The sequence below is a fragment of the Lachnospiraceae bacterium JLR.KK002 genome (assembly GCA_036941025.1).
Lineage (GTDB): Bacteria > Bacillota > Clostridia > Lachnospirales > Lachnospiraceae > Petralouisia.
On record JAYMNP010000001.1, the window covers coordinates 105,706 to 127,990 of the forward strand.

Consider the following 22,285-nt stretch of genomic DNA (forward strand, 5'->3'; position numbering starts at 1 on the left):
GATGCTTTTGCTGACGTTCGGGCTGCATGTGCAGGCAGCGGAAGACGAAATCAGTGAAAACACCTGGATTACCGGAAATACGGACAGCAATACGGTGGATTATTATGAACTGCACCTTCCTGCTCCGGGAAGGGTAACCATCACGTACCAGTCCTTTCTGTCTTACGGAAACTGCGACTTATATGACAAAGACCTGACAAAAATGTATCAGGGCGTGCGAATTAGCGGAAGCAGCGCGGCGCCGGCTACCAGAGAATTCAGTGTCGATTTGAATGCGGGCGAGTATCGGCTGAAATTATTCGGAGCCAATGGCGGTACCCAGCCCAAAAAGCCTTCAAATTACAGAATGAAATTTTCTTTTGCCCCTGTGGAAAATAACGAAACGGAGCCCAATAACAGTTTCCAGACGGCCATGCCGCTGGCAGACAGAGCGTTGATTCAGGGATTTCTTTCTGAAGATGACAGTATAGATTTTTATAAATTTACCATTGGAGAAGAAACAAGGGTAAAAGTTACTGTGGGAATAAACACGCTGTCAAAGTATCAGTTTTCCGTATGGAATGCGGACCTGATAAGGGTCGGGAGTTTCAGTAATGTGACCTCCCCTGCAAAAGTGTGGGAAAAGAAGCTGTCTCCGGGAACATACTATATAAAAGTGAATGAATCCACCAGAACGGGAAGCTATACGCTGAAATGGGAAGGAATCCATTATGTGGAAAACATACAGTTGAATGCAGAAGCCATTGTGATGAAACAGAAGGCCTCTTACAGTCTCCTTAAGGCTGTTCTGCCGGCAAATGCAGAATAAGGAACTGCAGTGGACTTCCGCCAATCCTTCCGTGGCAACGGTGGATGCTTCCGGCAGAGTGAAAGCCAGAGGAACCGGGATTACCACCATTACCGTATCCGCTTTGGACGGAAGCGAAGTCCTCCTGCGACGTGGTGGTAAGGCCTTCCAGAACCCGGATTACGTCATCTGAAAAGGTGGCGAACCGGAATGTATGTATAAAAGTCAAAAATCAGAAAAATGCCTCCGGTGTTCAGAAAAAATACGGATTATTATTTCAGAGCAAGAACGTATGTTACATACAACGGGAAGAAATATTTTGGAGACTGGAGCAAGGTGAAGAAAGTAAAGACGGGAAGCGCAACCAGACGGACAGGATATAATTACTGGAAAGCCATATAGTTCCGGGAAACAGACTGCCGAACAGAAGGAACGCAGGCAGAACTGAAAGGAAAATCAGCAAACGTGCAGGCCGCTCAGGTAACACTGAGGGGCCTGCACTGTGTTACGGAATACCCGGCGCGCTTATCTTGCCAGCATTTCTCTGATTTCTCCCACATACATGGTATGAAAATTATTTTCCTCTTTGCCGGAATACCATTTTTCCTTAATTTCCGGATTCAGGAAATGGGCTTCTGTAATGGGTACAGCCGCCATTTTTCTGCAGATCAGAATGAAATTGCCCTCGTCCACAAAGGGAACGTCGTTACTGTAATTTACATTCAGCCCGGAGGTTTTGAATTTATCCTCCTGTCTGCCGGATACGATGCCGAAATACTTCAGGTCATTTTTGTATTTTTTGTCAAAAAAGGTACAGGAAAAGCAGTCTCCGTTGTCGATAAATTCTTTGGTGTATCTGTTCTCGCGTACAAAGATAAAAGCAGTGTTCTGCCCCCAGAGAACGCCAAGTCCGCCCCAGCTTGCAGTCATGCCATTGACTTTTTCCTGATTTCCGGAAGTAATGATCATCCATTCGTCCGACAGTTTTGTAAAAGGATTTAATTCTAACAAATCAACGGGATAAGATTGAAATTGATGCATAATAAGACTCCTTTGCTGTTTACTTTGCTGTTTGTTGAGCTACTTTGAGTATACCTCATTTTACCACAGTTAAGATATGCAGAAAAGTTATTAAAAACACAAAATTATATAATAAATAGTTATGGGAAATATAAGCCCGGAGAATAATCTTGACAGTACTCAAAAAAAGTATAATAATTGATAAAACGATACGAAAACAGGATGGAGGAGACGTTATGGAGATTAAATTTGTAAAAAGAGATGTTTTAAAAGAGAAACCGGATCAGAAAAATCTGGGATTCGGCAAATATATGACAGACTATATGTTTGTGATGGACTGGGACAAAGGAACCGGCTGGCATGACGCCAGAATTGAGCCCTACGGGCCGGTCTCCATCAATCCTTCCTGTGTGACATTGCATTATGCCCAGGAGACCTTCGAGGGACTGAAGGCATACCGCACCGGGGATGACAGAATTCTTCTGTTCCGGCCGGAAATGAATGCAAGGCGGATGATTACGTCCAATGAGCGTCTGTGTATGCCGGGTGTTCCGGAGGATATGTTTGTGAAGGCCGTAGAAGAACTGGTAAAGGTGGAGAAGGACTGGATCCCCTCGGAGCCGGAGACTTCCCTGTATATCCGTCCCTTTGTATTTGCCACGGAGGCTTCTCTGGGAGTCCATATGGCTGTTTCCTATAAATTTATGATTATCTGCTGTCCGGTAGGGGCCTATTATCCGGAAGGAATCAATCCGGTGAAAATCCTGGTGGAAGACGAACTGGTACGTGCTGTGAAAGGCGGAACAGGATTTACCAAATGCGGCGGCAATTATGCGGCTTCCATTCTGGGACAGGTCAGGGCCGAGGAAAAAGGATGTACCCAGGTGCTCTGGCTGGACGGTGTCAACCGGAAGTATGTAGAGGAAGTCGGCACCATGAACATTATGTTCAAAATTAACGGTGAGATTTATACAGCTCCCATTGAAGGAACCGTGCTTCCCGGTGTAACCAGAGATTCCATTATCCATATCTTAAAGGACTGGGGCTATAAAGTAAATGAAACCCATCTTTCGGTAGACGATCTGATGAAGGCCGGACATGACGGTACGCTGGAAGAGTCTTTCGGTACCGGAACGGCGGCAGTGATCTCTCCGGTGGGAGAATTTGTTTACCGGGACGATGTGGTTACGGTAAATGATTTTAAAATCGGGGAACTGACACAGCGGCTTTACGACTATCTCACCGGTATCCAGTGGGGAAATGAAGAAGATAAATATGGCTGGACACGGGAAGTAAAACTTTAGGAGGCCGTAAGAAAACCGCAGATTCCTGCTCTGTCTTTATATTTTTTTAAGAAAAAAGCAGGATAGATTTAAAGATTTTTTCACAGAATGATGTTAGTATATCCGTGTAAAGAAAGAATATATTACATCCGGTATACTGACATCCGGTGAAAAAGGAGAGAAAATGAGAAGAATATGAGAAGAAAACAGGATGAATTTGCGGATATCAATTTTAACGGGAAGAAAAAGCGGGGAAATATGTTTGTGCTGATGGCGGCAATCCTGGCAGTCTGTATCAGCGGTATCCTGTATGCAAGAAAGCTGCAGATGGACGCCAGATATATCAGTATGAACCTGGAAGAAATTCATATGGAACAGGAAATATAATACGCACCTGCGCGGGAAGGAAAAATTCCGGAACGTGTCAGGTGCGTAATGCTTTCCGTGAAAATTCCGGGAACATTTTCTCCGGTTTTACATAAACTGTAAATAAGAGCAGAGATTTCGAGGTAGTTATGCAAAATCATCAATTGCGTGCGGCCCAGACAGAGCACGTGGACAATGGAACCATGAAAGTCCAGGTGACTTCCACCCTGGGGCTGATTCCGGTGGAGGGCGCCAGAATCACCATTTCCTATACCGGAGATCCGGAGAGCACCCTGGAACAGATTTCTACGGACGGAGAAGGCCAGTCGGAGGTTCTGACACTGGCAGCACCGCCTCTGGAATACAGTATGGAGCCGGAGCAGCCGGTTCAGCCTTATGCGGAGTACACCGTTCAGGTGGAGGCGGAAGGATACCGGCCTGTCAGCATTGAAGGTGTGGATGTATTTTCCGGAGAGCTTTCTTTGCAGAATGTGCGGATGGAGCCTCTGGAGGTATCGGAGCAGGATGTGAAAAATATTGTGATTCCGGCCAATACCCTGTTCGGAAATTTCCCGCCCAAGATTGCGGAGGCCGAAATTAAGCCGGTGGACGAGAGCGGAGAAATTGTACTGAGCAGGGTGGTAGTCCCGGAATATGTGGTGGTACATGACGGGGCGCCCGGCGATTCCACTGCCAGCGATTATTATGTGAAATACAAGGACTATATCAAAAATGTGGCCTCCAGTGAAATATATGCCACCTGGCCGGACAGCACCATCCGGGCCAATATTCTGGCCATTATGTCATTTACCATGAATCGCGTGTACACAGAATGGTATGGGAATCACCACATATTCTGGGTTGTGGAATGAAGTCATTAAGGTTGATTTTGAAACGAATAACGACTTCTGTTTTCTTTACATCAATACGCTCTACGAGCTTATTTACCAGTACCCGCTTTGTTGCCACATCTGCATTTAGAAACACATCCTGCCATGTTGGAATCTTATTTTTAATATCTTCCCATTCGTTGATTGATACAGAAGTGCTTTTCAATTCCAGTTCCTTTAAGGTAACAACATCCTGTTGTTGCTGTGCCTGTTCTTTATGCTTTTTGATGATTGCTACCAGTTCTTCCAATGACAAAGGATAGTCACCAGTCATAGCATTTGGAATATTTTCTTCCATAATCCGAATCTTGTCCTGAATATTTTCAAGATTCTGTTTTTCCTTTTTTAATTCAGCTTGTTTCCGTTTCTTTTCTTGATTCTGATTGTTCTCAATCTCATTAAAAATACTTTCATTTTCCTGTAATTTCCCAATGTATTGTGCGATGGATTCAAATACAATCGGTTCAATCATGTCGGCTCGGATTTGCTTAGTCTTAACATGGGTTACCCCTTGCCATGCATTTTGGCATTTATATATCGCAATTTTGCTTGCTCTTTTTTCTCCTGTACCTTTTATCGTCCAATAGTTATATTTACTCCCATTTGTCATTTTACTTCCACAATATCCGCAATATAAAACATCAATTAAGGCTAACATACCATCATTCTTTCTAATCACATTCACATCCTTATGCTCTAATGCTTTTATGTATTTATCGCCCCGGCGTTTACGTCGTTCCTGTGTTTTATTCCATGTATCACCGTCGATAATCATAATACTTTCGTTTGCGTCAATAGAAGTAATCCAATTCTCACTGTCAAGCCTGTGATATTGTCCGTTGATTCGCTCCCTGCGTTTATAAGCTGTATGTCCGGCATAGATGGGATTCGTTAAAATGCTTGTGATAGTTCCGCCTTTCCATGTGTCATTGGGGGCAAGGTTTTTATAGGTTTCATGCCTGTTCAAAACGCTGGCAATTTTGGAAGAACCGTACTCCTTATTGAGAGATAGGTCATAAATATAACTGACAACCTCTGCCTGTTCTGGAACAATAACAAGATGATGTAACGCCCGTCCGTGTTTACTGATTTCTCCTGATAACTCTAATTTGTAGCCATAAGGGGCTTTTCCACCCATGAATTTTCCTTTCTGCACTAACTTCTGGGCGGTATCTTTTACACGCATACCTGTATCAGCGCTTTGTTTCTGGGCATTACCGTATCTCAAAGCTAACATCATTTGCCCCATTGTATCATCTGTTTCAGGAGAAATGCAGCCGTCTTTCACGGTGTAAATATCCACACCACATTTTTTCAGAGCCATTACATAGGCTCCGATTTCCCACATAAGTCTGCCAATTCTATCGTCTTTGTATGCCACCAAAATATCATATTCTTTTGCCTGTGCGTCCTGTAAGGCGTTTTGAAGTACATTTCTGTCTGCGACTGAATTTTTATATCCGCTGTTACTTCCCTCAAAGTATTCCTTTGAATCGAGTTGCCATTCTTCGTGTTTTTTTACATAGTCTTTTACAATTTCTCTTTGCACACTCAAATCACCGTCCGGCTCTAACTGCTGATTTGAACTAACGCGTAATAACATTCTCACTTTTTTCATAAGTCAATCGTCCTTTCTTTCTAACCAGCAGAGGGTTATCCCTCTGCTGACGTTATGAGATTTTTTGTAACTGTTCCCGTAAGACACTTGAAAGAATAGACTTTATTTCTTGATGTAAAATATCCGTCTGTTCTGGTTGTGTAGGGAACTCAAGCACAACCTTTATACCATTTATTTTCTGTTCAATCTGTTGATAAGTAGTATCGGACATGAAAATCTCCGGGCAAATGAATCTTATTATATGACTATTCCGTAAAATTTTGTCCCATGCAAAAGAGGTATTCCCTTTGGGGTGATATACACTTCCTTGATACGTTCTTAAATGGAATAATTTGATTGTGTCTTTCCAACTGCACCCGTAATCTTTTTTCATAATAACTATATCCTCGCATTCATAATCATGGTAAGTCCGCTTGCGTTTTGTATAAATTTCTGTAATTAAATCAGTCATAAGAACTTCTCCTTTCTTTGTGCATTGGGAAACAAAAAAAGCGGTGTAACATATATGAACCCCAATCAGCATAATCACTAATTGGAATTTATATTTGTTACACCGCCTGCACATACTTGGCACTGTCAGAAATTTCCTCTGAACTCGGTACTTCCTGCGATATATTTCCCCCACGACCGCCTTATCAGCACCAATATACTTGGAAATTAAGCATACCGGTTATGCTGTCCGTCGGCACTACTGTGAGAAAAGCACAATAATATTTTATTTTTCCATATTATACCACATATCTTTTTTCGCTGTCAATCGTATTTTCTTTTTTGTGAATATGATACAAAAAACATTGAAAAAATAACCAAAAGTTTGGTTAGCTATTCCAAACATGCATAAAGCCCTAAAAGCAGTGCTGTACTATGGGAATCTGTCAGAATCTCCCCTCTCAATTTCGGGGATGAATACGATTTCTGATGTCTGGGGATTACTGTATCCAAAAATCGTATTTATTGAAAACCACGCCAGTATTGGAAAAAGCCTGTTTTGAATACATTTGTCTACGATTTAGAATTGTACCGTATTCAAAATCGTATTCATTGAAAACCACGCCAGTATTGGAAAAAGTCTGTTTTGAATACGATTTTGGGGTGTCTACGATTTTTTTCAAACCTTTTACTTTCCAAAACACTATTTTTTAATTATTCACTTTCCAAAAATGCTAAAATATATTGATATATCAATATATTATTCATGAATAGTTAAAATTTGTACAATTTAACTATTACAAATACCACACATACATAGAATGACCGTGCGGTAGGGCTTGTCGATACCGCACGGTCATTTCCCGGCGTTTTTGCACACCGCAAAGCGTCTTATAAAATGTAATAGTTAGTGATTAATTAAAACTTTTTGTTTTAACTATTGCATTTTTACCCCCATATTTGGTACAATGCTTATATAAGATAAGAAACGAGGTGAAAATATGGCTAAAAGATTGGCTGACTTAGGGATTGCACAAATTACACAAGATTTTTTACCCGAACACTGGAACTGGACAGATGACGAAAAGAAACAGCTTGGAAATATAGATGAAATGGGAAAAATTATCAAAACACGGTTAGAAAAAGCAGGATGTGAGATTCAGGAAATGTACGCTATTGAACATGATAAGGATGAAAAAAAATTATGGAATGAGTATAAACACGCTTATGAAATTGCATTCACGTCACACCATGCCCATTTTATTGTCAAATTCAAAAAAGGAAAGACACTCCCCAAAATTGCCAGTGCCATCGGCATTGGGGAATCTTATATTGAAAAGCCAAAGTCGGGGCGTTACGCCTATGACAATATGCTGTCTTATTTAATACATATCAAATACCCCCAGAAGTACCAGTATGCCCCCAGTTCCGTCCGGACAGTCGCCGGTAAAGATTACATGGAGCATTACAGGGAACAGCGTGAAACATGGATGAGGGGAAGAGCCGAAAAAATTACCATGACCGCAAAGGGACTTCTCAACTTCTTAAAGGTCGGCATTTTGAGCGGTGAGATTGCTATTGAAGATATTTTTATGAATGAGGAATGGAAACTCACCTATGCTTTGCATAAAAAAATGTTGGACGAAGCATTTGAAACAAAACTTCTTGTAGCGAAAATGGAAAAAAATTTTAAAGAGTATGGAAATTGCCGGGGATATATCCTAAAAAAACACTCCTAAAAACAACAGGGACAAACAATTTAGGGACAGAAATAGATCCCAACATTCTGTTAAGTCCTATTTTTATTTTATCGTAACAGGGATGTGGGGGCAGTATTCCAGTCCCCCATATGCTCACATAAAAAACATTAAAGGATAACCCTTTGTGAGAGGGTTATCCTTTATTTGCAAGCAAATTATTCTTTTTCAGCACCACACTTAGAACAAATGTATTTTGTTTTTGTTACAGTTGTAGTGATTTCGATGTCAGAACAGCTACCATGACCGTATTCATGGTTCATACCCATTTCGACACGATGTGCTTGCCATTCTTTGGCTGAGTTGAATACTTGTCCACAAGCACACTGAGAACCTATTACTGTCACTTCTTCTTCAACATATTTTGTTACCCATGTATGCTGACAAGTCGTATTATTGTTATCAGTATTACTGTTATTCTCATCAGTATTACTGTTCGGCTTATTGCTTACAGCCTTTCTTTTGTCTTTTACAGTAACTTTACATTTCAAAGTTCTGTTCCCAACTTTCACTTTTACAATAGCAGAGCCTTTCTTCTTCGCAACGACTTTCCCTTTCTTGCTTACCGTAACAACTTTCTTATTAGAAGAAGTCCATTTCACTTTCTTCCCAGCAGTGTTCTTCACTTTCAACTGGACAGTCGGCTTTGTCTTTTTCTTCGTGATAGTCAAAGTCACTTTGGACTTGTTCAACTTCGGTGCTTTCTTCGTAGCCGCCTCAGCTGTCACAGGCATAGCCAGTGTTAATGTAAGTGCGATAACAACGATAGTTGCGATTGATTTTCTGATGATGTTCTTCATAATGAATCCCCTTTCTTTGGTATATGCTAAATATTCATTTTTGTGAAAAAATTCGTCATTTTTCGACATATGTTAGCTTAATTAAAAATTATACTCTCTTTTATCAGTTTTGTCCATTTCAAAATCAGTTCCTTTCTATTTTTACTTTTGCACCCGCTCCCTTAATTATAGCCTAACGCAATAGATACAGAATAAGTGAAAAGAGATACAGAACCGGGGCAATAATCCCCCACCGCAGAGGTGGGGAAAAGCAAGGGTCAAGGGAGTGCAACTCCTTGCAAAATTATCGAAATTTATTTCGATGTATTTTGCTACAGCGAACGGAACGAGATACTTTTTTCGGGAAAGAAATAACCTATCGCCATAGACAGCACAACCTGGCAAAAGCCAGAAAATAACCGGACATAAAAATACAGAAAAAAATTTCAAAGAATACTTGACAAGGCATTGCATTCTGAAGTTTTTCGATTATCATTAAAGTATGATAATAAGAAATGAGGTGATTAAAATTGGTTATTTATCATTTGACGCCAGTGTAAAAATTCATTATTCCGGCAAATACACAAGCACAAAAACAGGTAAATCTGGAAATATGGGGATTGCCGGATATATCCGGCATATTGACAGGAGTACAGACAAAATGAATGGCTGTGAGGTACAGCATGGCAACCCTGATATAAATTCTGACCTCACATTAGAAAACGAATCTTATTATAAAGATTCTAACGGAGAATGGCAGAGAACAAGCCACTCTAAAGATATGGTAAATGCAATTAACAGACGTATTGAATACGCAAAAGAGCATGGGGCAAGGATTTCCACAAAAGGGAAAAATGATACAGTGATTGTCCGTCCGCTTGTCCTGCAAATGGGTAACGATTCAATTACAGGACATGAAAATACATGGATGTGGGATTTAATTGGGATTCTTGAAGAAGAATTTGGGACAGACAATATCACTGGTTTTTCAATCCATAAAGACGAGACAAACCCACATATCCACGTTTCATTCGTGGCTTGCCACGAAACAGACAAAGACGGTGAAGTGAAATGTTCTATTTCACAAACTAAGTTCTTCAAAAACCCAAAACAATTAGCCGGGTTACATAGGAAATTTCGTAAAAAATTACTGGATAAAGGATATGACATTGAATTAGAAAACAAGCCGATTGAGGAACAGCTTGCCGGGTATTATGATAAAAACGGTGAGTGGCACCAACAAGGCTTAACCCCAGACCAACTCAAAGAGTTGACTGATAGAGAATTAAATTTAAGAATGGAGGAACTCAAAATGAGCATTAAAAGAAATGATTTGGAAAAATTGGAAATGGCTGTTGCCGATATTATGGCGACTTCAAAAGTAGAGCAGGATAAAATTAAAAAAGAACGTGAAATTTTATCTGCACAGCAAAACGCCCTTGAAAACGACAGGGCAACCGTACAGGCGCAATCAAAGGCTCTCAAGGTTAGGGAAATGAATGTACGGAAAAGGGAACTGGAAGTAGCGGAACTGCTTGAAAAAATCCAGTCCACTGCTGAAACCTGCAATCAGATTCTTTCAGAAGAAAAACACTTGGACACTAAATTTTTAGAGTTCTTAGACCGTGAGGGCAGACGGAATGGCAAGGAATACCGCAAGCCTTTTGAATATTGGTATAAAAAGTTCTTGAATGAACGTAAAAAGAAACATTCAGACTGGTGGAATGATATGTTAGAGCGTTCATGGATGAACGATACCGACGATTTTGATGACGAAAATACCGGCTATGATTTTTCAGCATAAGTCGTTAAGAACAAGCATGGTCTGCGATACGGAGTATCGCAGATCATGCTTGTTTATGTTTATGGAAGGCTCTTTCCCCTCAAAATACATACTTCATAACGTCTTTGATAATAGCACCGTAACTGTCGCCCTCAATATTGACTTTCCTTGTCCCATTGCCTTTAAAGGTAATCAATGCGTGGCTGTCATCCATAAGGGACAGACCGATAATGTCAAGGTTTGCAGATACAAGCGTTAATTCAAAAACCTTTATAAATTCTGTTTTGCTCATAGTACTCCACATCCTTTCTTAGCCGATTGCGTACTGTTTTGATTTGTTGTTGACTTTCTTAGAACCGTACTTCTGCCGGATTTCCTCAAGAGAAACCTCGCCTTTGTGATAGCGTACATAATCCCCATAGTGCCAGCACCAGCATTTCTTTTTCGGCGCATACTTGAAACCGACATTCTTTAATAACTCTCTGTACTCATACCCACTGTGTACCCATATCCATGAACCTATGATTTCCACATCAGAATTGATATGGATAATCTTGTTTATAACGCTCTTAAAAGCGTCATTTTCAGCCTGATAGTCATAGTTGGTACTTTCCTTGTCTGTCTGCTTTTCCTCACTTAAAATGGAAAATAAGCGGTCGTATTCAGCGTTAATTTCCTGTGTAATTTCCACGCTACCGCCCTCATTATCTGGATGATATTTCTTTAATAACTCTCTGTATCTTTGACGTAATTCCTCTATTGTCTTAATCCCTGTAAAGTATTTCATAAGCCTGTACTCCTTTTTTAAAAAATCACCCGACTATTAAATTCACAGCTTAGAAAAGGGCATAAAAAATGGACTACCCGACTATAAATCGGGTAATCCGTATTTTTTAGGAGCAAGGCTCAAAAAGTTATTTATTTGTATGCTAAATCATACCCTTTTTTACCATGTAGATTGATGATTAACTCGTTAAAAATCAGCGAACGAAAGACCTGAATATATGGTGATTTCGGTGTACCGGAACAAAGGCTATGATTTTACCATTACATCTTCCACTGCCTATGACCACAAATGGGTGTATGGAAGAAACTATTTCTCCAGTATTTCCCGTGTGGTAGATGAAATGTTTACAAACTTCCTGTCCAGGCCCAATGTAAAACAGCCCATTCTGACTCAGTATTGCGACGGACAGCGGGTGACCTGTCCCAACTGGCTGAGCCAGTGGGGCTCCAAATACCTGGGAGATCAGAACTACAGCGCCATAGAAATCCTTCGTTATTATTATGGAAATAATATGTACATCAATGAGGCGGAAGAGATTTCCGGTATTCCGGCTTCCTGGCCCCGTGAAAATCTGCAGGTGGGCTCCAGAGGCGACAAGGTGCGCCAGATGCAGGAGCAGTTAAACCGGATTGCCCAGGTCTATACCTCTATTCCACGAATTACAGCAGACGGTTCTTTCGGCCCCGCCACAGAGACGGCTGTCCGCAGATTCCAGTCCGTGTTCGGACTTCCTCAGACCGGGGTGGTGGATTATGCCACCTGGTATAAAATTTCCGAGATTTATGTGGGAGTCACCAGAATTGCAGAACTCACGTAATTCTTTTTATTGACAGAAGTGGGAAAAAAAGGTAAAGTAGAAAAGTAGCGAAAGAACAAAACAGGAACAAACATACAGGGAGGAAACACACATGGCGGATTTGAAGGGAACAAAGACACAGAAGAATCTGGAAGCGGCATTTGCAGGAGAATCCATGGCAAGAAATAAATATTCTTATTTTGCCAGCAGGGCAAAAAAGGACGGATATGTACAGATTGCCGCTATTTTTGAGGAGACTGCGGCAAATGAAAAGGAACATGCCAAAATGTGGTATAAACTTTTGAACGACGGTGTGGGCACTACGGAGGAAAATCTGAAAGCTGCTGCTGAAGGCGAGAATTTCGAGTGGACCGATATGTATGATCAGTTTGCGAAAGAGGCAAGAGAAGAAGGCTTTCACGATATCGCAGACCTGTTTGAAGGTGTTGCCAGAATCGAAAAAGAGCATGAAGAAAGATATCGCAGACTTCTTGATAATGTAACCGGTAAGAAAGTATTTTCCAAAGATGGAGACGTAATCTGGCAGTGCAGCAACTGCGGACATATCTGTGTTGGAAAAGAAGCACCGGAGGAATGTCCGGTATGTGCGCATCCTCAGGCTTATTTCCAGGTAAAAGCAGAAAATTATTAAAAAGAAAGCCGCCCTCGCTGTCCGGAGACTGAGGGCGGCTTTGTAAATACCATCGTACTGGGTGGAAGGAAAAGTGGAAAAATTATGAGAAAATTCAGGAGAAAAATCGGATTTTTTTGTATGTTGCCAGTATGTATCCTGCTGACTGCCATTATGATATGTTCAGAGCCAGGGTACGCTTCTTCGGAAGGCACGGAGGAAAAAAAGGAAATTATTGTAGGTTACAGCGATAATGATGATATGATTCAGAAGGACAGCAACGGCAACCTGTATGGTTACGGGATTACTTACCTGGACGAGCTTTCCGGGTATACCGGATGGGACTATACATATGTGGAGCTTTCTCCGGAAGAACGGATGGAAGGTCTGCTGGACGGCCGGGTGGATTTGCTGTGCAGTGTGCACAGAGACTGCAAAGAACAGGAAGAACTGCTGTTCAGTGAGGACAGCTCCGGGCTGGAATACGGTATGCTTTGTGCACTGCTGGACAATAACGAAATTTTTTATAATGATTATGAAGCGATTAACGGGAAGAAAATCGGAATTGACAGAAATACGGATTTGGAGCAGAGCCTGAAAACCTATGGAGAAACCCACGGGATTACTTATGAGCCCGTGTACCTGGACGGGCTTTCGGAACAGATGGCGGCTTTGAAAAATAAAAAGGTGGACATGGTGCTGCTGTCCAGCCTTCAGGAAACGTACCGCTGTAAATATGTGGGAAAAGCCGGACTGGAGAAAGAATATTTTGCAGTCCGCAGGGACAGTGAGTCCCTGATGGAGGAACTGAATCGGGCGAACGCGGCCTTACAGCAGGAAAAGCCTTTTTATATTTCTTCCATATATGAGACTTTCTATGGGAATCCGGAAGAAAAACTTACGGGAATCACAAGAAAGGAATATGAATTTATTAATCGGAAAGAGCCCATAAAAGTGGCCTGTGACGCCAACAGCTATCCGCTGGAATATGTGGATGAGGAAACAGGAGAATATACCGGCGTATATGCTGCGGCCATGCGGCTGATTTCTGAGGAAAGCGGGCTGAATTTTGAATTTATCCCCCTGGTGAATTTTTCCGAAGCCTGGGATCTGGTGGCCAGCGGAGAGGCAGATCTGATTGCCGGAAATTATGGAAACGACAGAACCGCGGAATATTACCATATGACTTATTCACAGAGTTATCTGTCGGCGGAATATACCCTGATTGGAGGAAAAGGACTGGAAATCAGAGACGGTATGTCCATTGCCCTTCCTCAAAATTATGTGGGGCTGCGGTATTTTTTTCAGACAGAGGAGCCCGGCTGGAAAATTGCCCTTTACGATGACGTCAGCGGCTGTCTGAAAGCGGTGAATCAGGGAGAAGCAGATGTTACGGCGGTAAATGCCATATTTCTCCAGACCGTCTATAATCTGAACCGTTACGACAACCTGAAAATTGTGCCTAATATGACCAAAACGTTCCCCATCAGTGTGGGAATCGGGAATAACCACACGGAAGAACTGAAAAGTATTATTGACAAGGCCATCTACCAGATTCCCGCAAGTGAATTTGAAAAATGTATTACGGAACATGCCATCAATGTGGTTTATGAGCCTTCCCTGATGGAGACAGCGGGCAAGTTTTTTCCCCACATCTGTATAACAGTGCTGGCAGTGATACTGGCTGTATTTGTTATTATCCGGAAAAGGGAGAAGCATTTTCATCATCTTGCCATGACAGATTCCATTACCGGAATGTGGAACCGGGTGAAATTTTATAAAGAAGTAAGGGATATTCTGGAAAAAAACAGGGATAAAACATATTTGCTGATAACGCTGGATATCAATAAATTTAAGTTTATCAATAATGATTTCGGCTCCAAAGCCGGAGACTGTATTTTGAGTGTGATGGGAGAACGGATTCAGGAAATATTCGGAGAGAGGGGATATACTGCCAGGAATACGGCTGATATTTTTCTGATTCTCATAGAGGAAATCTATTACCGGCCGGAAATGTTAGAACCGCTGAACAAACCCATTTATTTTAACAACAACGGAAAGCGCCAGTATTATAAAGTGGTGGTAAAGGCCGGAATCCGCAGGATTATGCCGGGAGAGCCCGGAACAGACCTGATACCCTATGTGGACCAGGCGTCCATTGCCCGGAAAACCATCAAGGATACGGCGGGGGTAAGCCAGGCTTATTACGACGAAAATATGAAACATATTCTGGAAAAGGAAAGCGCTATTGAAAAGCGCATGGAAGAAGCGTTGGAAAACGGAGAATTCCAGGTATATCTTCAGCCTAAATATGACCTTCGGTCCGAGCGGATTATGGGAGCGGAAGCTCTGATACGCTGGATTGACCCGGAGAAAGGGCTGATTCCGCCGGATGAGTTTATCCCCCTGTTTGAGAAAAACGGATTTATACTGAAACTGGATTTTTTTGTATATGAGGAAGTACTGAGGCGGATGGCTCAGTGGAAGCAGGAGGGAAAGCCTTCCATCTGTGTTTCTGTCAATGTGTCAAGGGTACATATCAGTACGCTGGATTTCTTCGACAAGCTGAACCGCCTGGTGGACAGATATCAGATTTCCAGACGAGATTTTGAACTGGAGCTGACGGAAACCATTATAGGAGGAGAACTGGATCTGGTAAAAGCATTTATTCAGGAATGCAAAAAAGAAGGATTTAAGGTGTCTATTGATGATTTCGGAAGCGGGTATTCTTCCCTGAATCTGTTGAAGGAGCTTCCCGTGGATGTTTTGAAAATAGATAAGGGATTTCTGGATGAAGCAGAAGAATCCATGCGCAGCAATATTATTGTGGAGCAGGTGGTGGAGATGGCGAAACGGATGGAAATCGGAACATTGTGCGAAGGTGTGGAGACGGAACGCCAGTTGTCTTTCCTGAAAAAAATCGGCTGTGACATGGCGCAGGGTTATCTGTTTTCCAGACCCATTCCCGTGACGGAATTTGAGCAGATGATACAGGCCTGATTTCCGGTCGGATGATTCAGGATAATACGGAACATGTTGTATCAGTGCAAAGGAGGAAAAGCCATGATATATGAATTAAATAACGAGGAACTGACGGTGCGTTTTTCCACACTGGGAGCGGAGATGGTGTCTCTCAAAAACAATAAAACGGGACAGGAGTATCTCTGGCAGGGAGACGAGCGGTACTGGGGCCGGCGTTCCCCGGTGCTTTTTCCCATTGTGGGAAGGCTGAAAGAAAATAAATATACGTATGAAAACCGGGAGTACCAGATGTCTCAGCATGGATTTGCCAGAGATATGGAATTTACCTGTACGGAGGAGAATCAGGAGGAAATCTGGTTTTCTCTGGAAGCTACGCCTGTGACCAGAGAGAGTTACCCCTTTGATTTCCTGCTGGAAATCGGATATGTTCTGCAGGGAACGGAAGTGACGGTGAAATGGAAAGTGACCAGCCAGGAGAAACAGAAAGATATGTATTTTTCCATCGGCGGACATCCGGGCTTTTACTGTCCTCTCCGGGAAGGGGAGCGGCAGGAAGATTACAGTATCTGGCTGGATGGAAAAGATGAGGTGATATTTTCCAGAGCCAGCCTGGAGACGGGGCTGATGTTCAATGGCAAGAACATGATGAAGCTGTCCAAAGGCAGACGTCTTCTGCAGGAGGGATTTTTCGATGAAGGAGCATATATTATCGAAGATTATCAGGTGAACCGGGTTGGGCTGGCGGATCCTGAGAACCGCCTTTATCTGACGGTGTCTTTCCAGTCCCCTCTGGTGGGAATCTGGTCGCCGGAGAAGAAACAGGCGCCCTTTGTGTGCATAGAGCCCTGGTACGGAAGGTGCGACCGGGAGACCTTTGAGGGAACATTAAAGAACCGTGAATGGAGCAACTGTCTGAGGCCGGGAGAAACATTTGAGCGGTTCTGGAAGATTTGTGTGGAACCGGAATGTTCATAATCATTATCCCACCTGAAGCAGGCGATGTCCATAGTGGATGACAGTCTGTAAGAATAAAAAAAGATGAAATGTGGGTATACTGTTTAAAACAGGTAATTGCGAAACTTAATAATTGTACCAATTTCATATGTAATTCGAAAAATTTAAATGTAAATATTTTCTCATACAAAAGGTGAGAAATGCATTTCAGCACCAGGGAAGCGAGACTTAAAAGAGAATGGAAGCCTTTGCTGACATGCTCTTTCGTAGTCAAAGGCTCGCTGGAATGTCCGGTGCGTCCAGCATTTCGGCCTTTTTGTATGATGAAAATATTTCATAGAAAGTGTAGAAATTGTACATGAAATTTTGATAATTTAGTAGTTTCGCAATTACCTGCTGTTTAAAGATAAGAAAGGAGAGACTGACATGAAATTTTTTAAATGCAGGGAATGCTGCACGCTGGCAATGGAACTTGTGGCAGGAGAACAGGAGGAAGCGAAGGTTTTTCAGGAGCTGAAGGCCAATTCTACGGACGCTGCCGGTGAAAAACATGTTCCCGTTGTGGAGAAAAAGGGCGATACCATTGTGGTGAAGGTTGGAGAGCTGGAACACCCCATGCTGGAAGCTCATCATATTATGTGGATTTATCTGGAAACAGACCGGGGCGGAATGCTGCGGAAACTTACTCCCGGAGAGAAGCCGGAAGCAGAGTTTGTCCTGCCTGCCGGAGAAAAACCGGTGGCCGCTTACGAATACTGCAACCTTCATGGTCTGTGGGTGGCGGAAATAAAATAGGACATTTGGCATATCACCTGCAAAAAGGAGCGCTCCCAGGGGCGCTCCTTTTTATGGAAATCCGTCTGTGGTACTGGTTAGACCAGAGAGTTTGATAAATTAATAACAAATTTCAGAGGAAAAATTCAGTAGAAATGCTGAGATTGCAGGGGAGATTATTAAAAAACTTGAAAAATTATAAAGAAAGTGTTAAAATTTTATCAAATAACTGGTATGACCAGTTGGGATTGTACCTTATTGAATATACCGGTTCAATAAGGCATACCTTGCTGAAAGGTAGCAGTTCAGTAAGCACAGTGAAAGAATGAAGGAGGATATGTGCTATGTTATTTCAAATCTATGGTGAAAACGCCATGTATCAGTTGCTTGGCTGGGTAATGGTATTTGCCGGACTGGTAATCTGCAATGAGATTGCCCGTCGTTCAAAAGCAGGAGGAATTTTCTTTTTCCTGGTACTGCCTGCTGTTTTGACGGTATATTTCATTGCCATTGCAGTGGGAGCTTCTTCCGGAGCGGAATGGGCGGTCAATAATCAGACCCATCTCTACATGGGCGGATGGTTCCATTATGCGAAGCTGTATGCGGCGGCAGCCGGCTGTGTTGGATTTATGATGCTCAAGTACAAATGGAGCATTGGCAAGACAGAATGGTTTAAAGTATTTCCTTTTGTGATTGTGGCAATCAATATTCTGATTGCAGTAGGTTCCGATTTTGAATCTGCCATCAAGGGTGCGCAGGCGCTGGCAGAGACAGGGTCCAGATACTGGTTTTCCAACGAAGGCGTATGGAGATACGGCGGATGGTGGAACTGGGTCAACGGTATTGCAGGAATCATCAATATTTTCTGTATGACAGGATGGTGGGGTATTTATACTTCCAAAAAGAAAGACGATATGCTGTGGCCGGATATGACCTGGTGCTTCATTATTGCATATGATCTCTGGAACTTTGAATATACATATCTGAATCTGCCCACCCATTCCTGGTACTGCGGATTTGCTTTGCTGCTGGCTCCCACCTTTGCAAACAAATTCTGGAACAAGGGCGGCTGGATTCAGAACCGTGCCAACACGCTGGCTACTTGGTGTATGTTTGCTCAGGTATTCCCCTTATTCCAGGTCAGCGGCAGGTTCTCCGTGCTTCCGTCTCTGTACGGACCGGGATATGCAGACGGTATGGCTCTGACCAGTTCGGCACAGCCCACCTATGCAGATCCAAGGGCGCAGGGAATTGTGGCACTGATTGCACTGGGCGCCAATGTAATCTGTCTTACAGCCATTATCAAACGTGCTGTGGAGCAGAAAAAGAATCCATACAAAGAAGAAATCTTTACAGATCAGAAGGATTTCCAGATTGCTATGGCAAGAGCAGAGGAGCAGTAGGAATTACTGTTTTCGATATAAAAAGAATCCGGCAAAGCCGGATTCTTTTTATGGAGCTGCAACAGGGCTGGAACTGCTTTTGTCCAGCAGGCTGACGTAAGGGTAGACCCGGTGGAATCCCCGGTTTGCTGCAAAGAGAAAGTATCCAAGGCCAAACAGCAGAAACAGCAGCAGGACGCCGCGATATGTCAGAGTAAATTTTCCGGAGGATTCTGTTTTTTTCGGTTTCTCCCGGAAAGAGTAAATCAGTTCCGGGACGGCAATCAGGGAAAATATAAAGGGATAGACGGCAAACCGTTCCAGAATAAAATGCTTTGTGATAAACAGTGTAATCAGAAACTGGTACAGGGCGCTGTTTTGAAAGATTCTGCCCTGGGGGGAATCCTCCAGCCGGTTTCGGAACAGATAAATCAGCAGGCAGTAAATTCCGGAGGGGATAATGTAGTCAAATCCATTGGAATTCCAGAAGTAGCCGCCCTGGTAAGCAGCATATTTTACCGGGAGAATGGGAGCCAGGAACTGAAACAGAGGATCAAAGAACAGATATAGCAGGAGTGTGGCTCCTGTCAGCAGTCCCAGGGCTTTCCGGCTGAATTTCAGAGGCAGCAGGAAATACAGAGGGTAAAGGAACAGCAGTGAGTTGTGGAACAGGCCTCCCAGCAGTATGAAAATGGTAAATGGCAGCAGTTTCCTGTTTTTCAGATAAGGATAAGCCAGCATGAAAAAGGCGGTGGCAATGGACTGGCGTATCAGGTTCATGTTGTATGCCAGAAACTGCAGGGTAATATAGAGATACACGCTCACCCAGGGAATTCTGGAAAAACGGTAAATAAACTGCATGGATACAGCCATCAGAAAAATATTAATGATAAGCAGAAAGAGAAGCCAGGGACATCCTGCCAGGGAAAAGAGTTTGCATACCGCATAATAGAGGGGTTCTTCCGGATAAATAAGAAAAATGTCCTGAAAAGACCAGCCGGATACAAAGGCATAAATATCCCGGTAGGAAAAATAATCAAAGCCAATGGCATAGCGGAAGGATGCCAGAAAAGTAAGCAGAAGAAAAGCAGCAGCCAGATAAAAGGCGGCTGCTTTCTTCTGGTGTTGTACACCCGTATGATTACTGTTGTGAAAATGTATGTTTTTTTCCGTAAAAATATATCCCAGTCCCGTAAGTACGGAAATCGTAAAATAGTAAACAGCCATGATAAGTCCTTTCTTTATATCTATATACTGCGGCAGACGGGTGAATTATGTAATCAGTCTGTTATATCGGTATCCTGAAATTACTGAATGGATGTTTTCCTTACCACAAAGGTAGGCGTTACGTTAAAGGTGGCGCTTTCTGATACATCCTGGCCCAGAGTTCCTACCACATACAGAGCTCCGTCCTGATTTGCATCCAGAATCAGAACATTCATTTCATTTGTCTGGTTCTGCTGCAGCCATCTGGTGTTGGCCAGATCCTTCGGCATTTCGTTTGCAACTTCTTCCTGTTTCAGACCAATGGCAATCTGGTGTGCATTGACTGCGCCGGTGTTGCTCCAGGTTGTATTTTTCAGCTTGCTGATGTCAATTCTGGTGGAAGCCACGTCTACCTGAACCGGAACGTTTGAGTTATTCTTCACATTGATTCTGGGAGAAATAACTTTGTTCTGGGTGGAAAGGCTGTTGCTGATGTTAAAAGGTACAAAGGATGGCATGGTGACGGTGAGAATCGTCGGTTCTACAGTTCCTACCATCTCCACCTGTCCGGAACCTCCAACGGGAATGTCTCTGGTGGAAGCAGGCTCAGCGGCGAATGCAGTTGAGGAAAAGAGCAGACATGCTGCCAGTACAAGCTGTAAAAACATGGTTTTTTTCTTCATATGTATACCTCCTGTCCCCGTCTGCCGCAGTATAATAGCGTGGTTCATGGAGCGGTGTCAGTTCTGCACCGTAATGGTAATCTGGGCTCCTGTCTGCCCGATATATTCTCCGCTGTCTTCTTCATACGCCAGGAAATAAGCGGTGGCGTTATAAGTTCCTTTTTCCAGAACCTTATCCAGTTTGACATTTTCAATGTAAGTTCCCGGTTTTAAATATCTGGAAGCATAAATTTCCTCGTTTGTATCGTCAATCAGAATGCTGACCCGCAGGAGCTTTGCATTGTTTCCGGGATTTTCAATCAGCAGGTTGCCTTCCGAGGTTCCGTTCAGGAAAACGGGAGAGGTGTTGATGGAAAATGCAATCATGCTGCGGTCCAGAAGATTCTGCAGTTCTTTTCTCCGTTCGTCCACATCCACACCCGGCAGAATGCCGGCAGTTGCATTGTCGTCGTATAAAAGGTCGTTATCATCTTCTTTTGTAAACAGAAAATAGCAGACGACAATGGTAAGGATAAGGAGCAGAAGTATTGCTGCGATAATCAGAGCTCGTTTTTTACCTTTACTCATAAATTTGATTCCTCCTGTTCTTTCGTTGATATAAATTGTTTGTTTTTATCAGTATATAGCGAAAATTAGTGAAATTCAAGTAAAATTAGTCGACAAATTTCTGTATATTTCGACAATTTATGAAATTATTCGACAATTATAAGGAGATATGTGCTTTGATTGAAAAGGCAAAGCCACTACATGTTTCAGAATGGACAGACGAAATAAACCGCTGGAAAATGGAATATCCGATTGACATGGAAAAAAGCGGTTTGACGTCGCAATCGGGGCGAAAGGCATCCGTGTTACAAAACCAGAAGATATAAAAACAGCTTTGATAAGTGCAAAGCAGAATACGAAAACGCCTGCGGTTATTGAATTTATCATAGACAGAGAACTCAATGTCAGGCCGATTGTCCCGCCAGGAAACTCCCTGAATGACATGATGAAATATGGATAGGTTACAATAAACTGGACAAGTTTTTTAACCCTGTTTGATAAATGGGTATGCGGGGTATTCTTTCTGTACCTCTGTTTTAAAGATGTCAGCATCCGCACAATTTGCCGCAATCTTTTTCAGATTTTCCAGATAGTCGATTTTCGTTTGTGCGTCTTTTAAGTCCTCCGGTGTGTAATGTGAGGTCAGAATCAGGTCATAACCCTTTTCAATATAACTGCGGAGTTCTGCGATAATTCCGTCAGCGTGATCTGCACCCGCAACGATTGAGTTCGAATAAGCAAAAATGCTTAGCAAACCTAGTATTTATGCGGGTTTGCGGACTTTGGAAAGGTCTTTTGATAACAAATTGATAACAGTCGTTTAAGTGCGATT

At 42.6% G+C, this 22,285-nt stretch carries 21 protein-coding genes and 2 pseudogenes; 13 read left to right on the forward strand and 10 right to left on the reverse strand.

The window, feature by feature from the left end; all coding sequences use genetic code 11:
- The first annotated feature begins 1 nt into the window (after window position 1).
- Together VSQ32_00565 and VSQ32_00570 are read left to right on the forward strand one after the other, a co-directional pair.
- On the forward strand, window positions 2–808 hold the full coding sequence (locus VSQ32_00565) for a hypothetical protein (protein MEH2941384.1): 807 nt from the start codon (window positions 2–4) through the stop codon (window positions 806–808).
- On the forward strand, window positions 798–980 hold the full coding sequence (locus VSQ32_00570; protein ID MEH2941385.1) for an Ig-like domain-containing protein: 183 nt from the start codon (window positions 798–800) through the stop codon (window positions 978–980). Before VSQ32_00565 ends, VSQ32_00570 begins: the two co-directional genes overlap by 11 nt.
- 332 nt (window positions 981–1,312) lie before the next feature.
- On the opposite strand, the gene VSQ32_00575 is transcribed toward VSQ32_00570, so the two are convergent.
- Entirely contained in the window at window positions 1,313–1,828 is a 516-nt protein-coding gene (locus VSQ32_00575; protein MEH2941386.1) for a flavin reductase, read from the reverse strand.
- Between the two features lie 215 nt (window positions 1,829–2,043).
- Here VSQ32_00575 and VSQ32_00580 point away from each other — a divergent pair, with 215 nt between their 5' ends.
- The 3 genes and pseudogenes from VSQ32_00580 to VSQ32_00590 all read left to right on the forward strand — a co-directional run bounded on the left by VSQ32_00580 (window position 2,044) and on the right by VSQ32_00590 (window position 4,295).
- Complete coding sequence (locus tag VSQ32_00580; protein MEH2941387.1) at window positions 2,044–3,111, forward strand: branched-chain amino acid aminotransferase; 1,068 nt, start codon at window positions 2,044–2,046, stop codon at window positions 3,109–3,111.
- Window positions 3,112–3,285: 174 nt separating this feature from the next.
- Window positions 3,286–3,477 carry a hypothetical protein gene (locus VSQ32_00585; GenBank protein ID MEH2941388.1) on the forward strand — a complete coding sequence of 64 codons (192 nt, stop codon included), beginning with the start codon at window positions 3,286–3,288 and terminating at the stop codon, window positions 3,475–3,477.
- A 128-nt stretch (window positions 3,478–3,605) separates the two neighbouring features.
- Window positions 3,606–4,295, forward strand: a pseudogene (locus VSQ32_00590) (carboxypeptidase-like regulatory domain-containing protein).
- Here VSQ32_00590 and VSQ32_00595 read toward each other — a convergent pair.
- On the reverse strand, window positions 4,264–5,964 hold the full coding sequence (locus tag VSQ32_00595; GenBank protein ID MEH2941389.1) for a recombinase family protein: 1,701 nt from the start codon (window positions 5,962–5,964) through the stop codon (window positions 4,264–4,266). The pseudogene VSQ32_00590 and the gene VSQ32_00595 sit on opposite strands and share 32 nt — an antisense overlap.
- 52 nt (window positions 5,965–6,016) lie before the next feature.
- A complete protein-coding gene (locus VSQ32_00600; GenBank protein ID MEH2941390.1) occupies window positions 6,017–6,415 on the reverse strand; it encodes a hypothetical protein in 399 nt (132 codons plus the stop codon).
- A 979-nt stretch (window positions 6,416–7,394) separates the two neighbouring features.
- Here VSQ32_00600 and VSQ32_00605 point away from each other — a divergent pair.
- Window positions 7,395–8,132, forward strand: coding sequence for a Rep family protein (locus VSQ32_00605; GenBank protein ID MEH2941391.1), 738 nt, complete (start codon window positions 7,395–7,397; stop codon window positions 8,130–8,132).
- Window positions 8,133–8,308: 176 nt separating this feature from the next.
- Here the strand turns inward: VSQ32_00605 and VSQ32_00610 are convergent, their stop codons facing one another.
- Window positions 8,309–8,950 carry an Ig-like domain-containing protein gene (locus VSQ32_00610; protein ID MEH2941392.1) on the reverse strand — a complete coding sequence of 214 codons (642 nt, stop codon included), beginning with the start codon at window positions 8,948–8,950 and terminating at the stop codon, window positions 8,309–8,311.
- 499 nt (window positions 8,951–9,449) lie between these two features.
- Here VSQ32_00610 and VSQ32_00615 point away from each other — a divergent pair, with 499 nt between their 5' ends.
- Window positions 9,450–10,733: a plasmid recombination protein gene (locus tag VSQ32_00615; GenBank protein ID MEH2941393.1), complete on the forward strand. Its 1,284-nt coding sequence runs from the start codon at window positions 9,450–9,452 to the stop codon at window positions 10,731–10,733.
- Between the two features lie 79 nt (window positions 10,734–10,812).
- Here the strand turns inward: VSQ32_00615 and VSQ32_00620 are convergent, their stop codons facing one another.
- Window positions 10,813–11,004 (reverse strand): hypothetical protein, encoded by a 192-nt coding sequence (locus tag VSQ32_00620; GenBank protein ID MEH2941394.1) that lies wholly within the window; start codon window positions 11,002–11,004, stop codon window positions 10,813–10,815.
- A gap of 18 nt (window positions 11,005–11,022) precedes the next feature.
- Window positions 11,023–11,499, reverse strand: coding sequence for a J domain-containing protein (locus VSQ32_00625; protein MEH2941395.1), 477 nt, complete (start codon window positions 11,497–11,499; stop codon window positions 11,023–11,025).
- A gap of 232 nt (window positions 11,500–11,731) precedes the next feature.
- On the opposite strand from VSQ32_00625, the pseudogene VSQ32_00630 reads away from it, so the two are divergent.
- From VSQ32_00630 to VSQ32_00655, 6 genes and pseudogenes are all read left to right on the forward strand, one after another.
- Window positions 11,732–12,316, forward strand: a pseudogene (locus VSQ32_00630) (peptidoglycan-binding protein).
- A 91-nt stretch (window positions 12,317–12,407) separates the two neighbouring features.
- Window positions 12,408–12,947, forward strand: coding sequence for a rubrerythrin family protein (locus tag VSQ32_00635; GenBank protein MEH2941396.1), 540 nt, complete (start codon window positions 12,408–12,410; stop codon window positions 12,945–12,947).
- 84 nt (window positions 12,948–13,031) lie between these two features.
- The gene (locus tag VSQ32_00640; protein MEH2941397.1) at window positions 13,032–15,926 is read left to right on the forward strand and encodes an EAL domain-containing protein; all 2,895 of its coding nucleotides are present in this window, start codon (window positions 13,032–13,034) and stop codon (window positions 15,924–15,926) included.
- Between the two features lie 63 nt (window positions 15,927–15,989).
- Window positions 15,990–16,883: an aldose 1-epimerase family protein gene (locus VSQ32_00645; GenBank protein MEH2941398.1), complete on the forward strand. Its 894-nt coding sequence runs from the start codon at window positions 15,990–15,992 to the stop codon at window positions 16,881–16,883.
- Window positions 16,884–17,327: 444 nt separating this feature from the next.
- Window positions 17,328–17,657 (forward strand): desulfoferrodoxin family protein, encoded by a 330-nt coding sequence (locus VSQ32_00650; GenBank protein ID MEH2941399.1) that lies wholly within the window; start codon window positions 17,328–17,330, stop codon window positions 17,655–17,657.
- A 323-nt stretch (window positions 17,658–17,980) separates the two neighbouring features.
- Complete coding sequence (locus VSQ32_00655; GenBank protein ID MEH2941400.1) at window positions 17,981–19,039, forward strand: DUF5692 family protein; 1,059 nt, start codon at window positions 17,981–17,983, stop codon at window positions 19,037–19,039.
- 48 nt (window positions 19,040–19,087) lie between these two features.
- Here VSQ32_00655 and VSQ32_00660 read toward each other — a convergent pair whose 3' ends face one another.
- The 4 genes from VSQ32_00660 to VSQ32_00675 all read right to left on the reverse strand — a co-directional run bounded on the left by VSQ32_00660 (window position 19,088) and on the right by VSQ32_00675 (window position 22,207).
- Window positions 19,088–20,245, reverse strand: a complete 1,158-nt coding sequence (locus VSQ32_00660) for an EpsG family protein (GenBank protein ID MEH2941401.1) — start codon at window positions 20,243–20,245, stop codon at window positions 19,088–19,090.
- A gap of 80 nt (window positions 20,246–20,325) precedes the next feature.
- Entirely contained in the window at window positions 20,326–20,907 is a 582-nt protein-coding gene (locus VSQ32_00665) for a hypothetical protein (protein ID MEH2941402.1), read from the reverse strand.
- A gap of 57 nt (window positions 20,908–20,964) precedes the next feature.
- The gene (locus tag VSQ32_00670; GenBank protein MEH2941403.1) at window positions 20,965–21,474 is read right to left on the reverse strand and encodes a hypothetical protein; all 510 of its coding nucleotides are present in this window, start codon (window positions 21,472–21,474) and stop codon (window positions 20,965–20,967) included.
- 463 nt (window positions 21,475–21,937) lie between these two features.
- Entirely contained in the window at window positions 21,938–22,207 is a 270-nt protein-coding gene (locus tag VSQ32_00675) for a hypothetical protein (GenBank protein ID MEH2941404.1), read from the reverse strand.
- Between the last annotated feature and the right edge of the window lie 78 nt (window positions 22,208–22,285).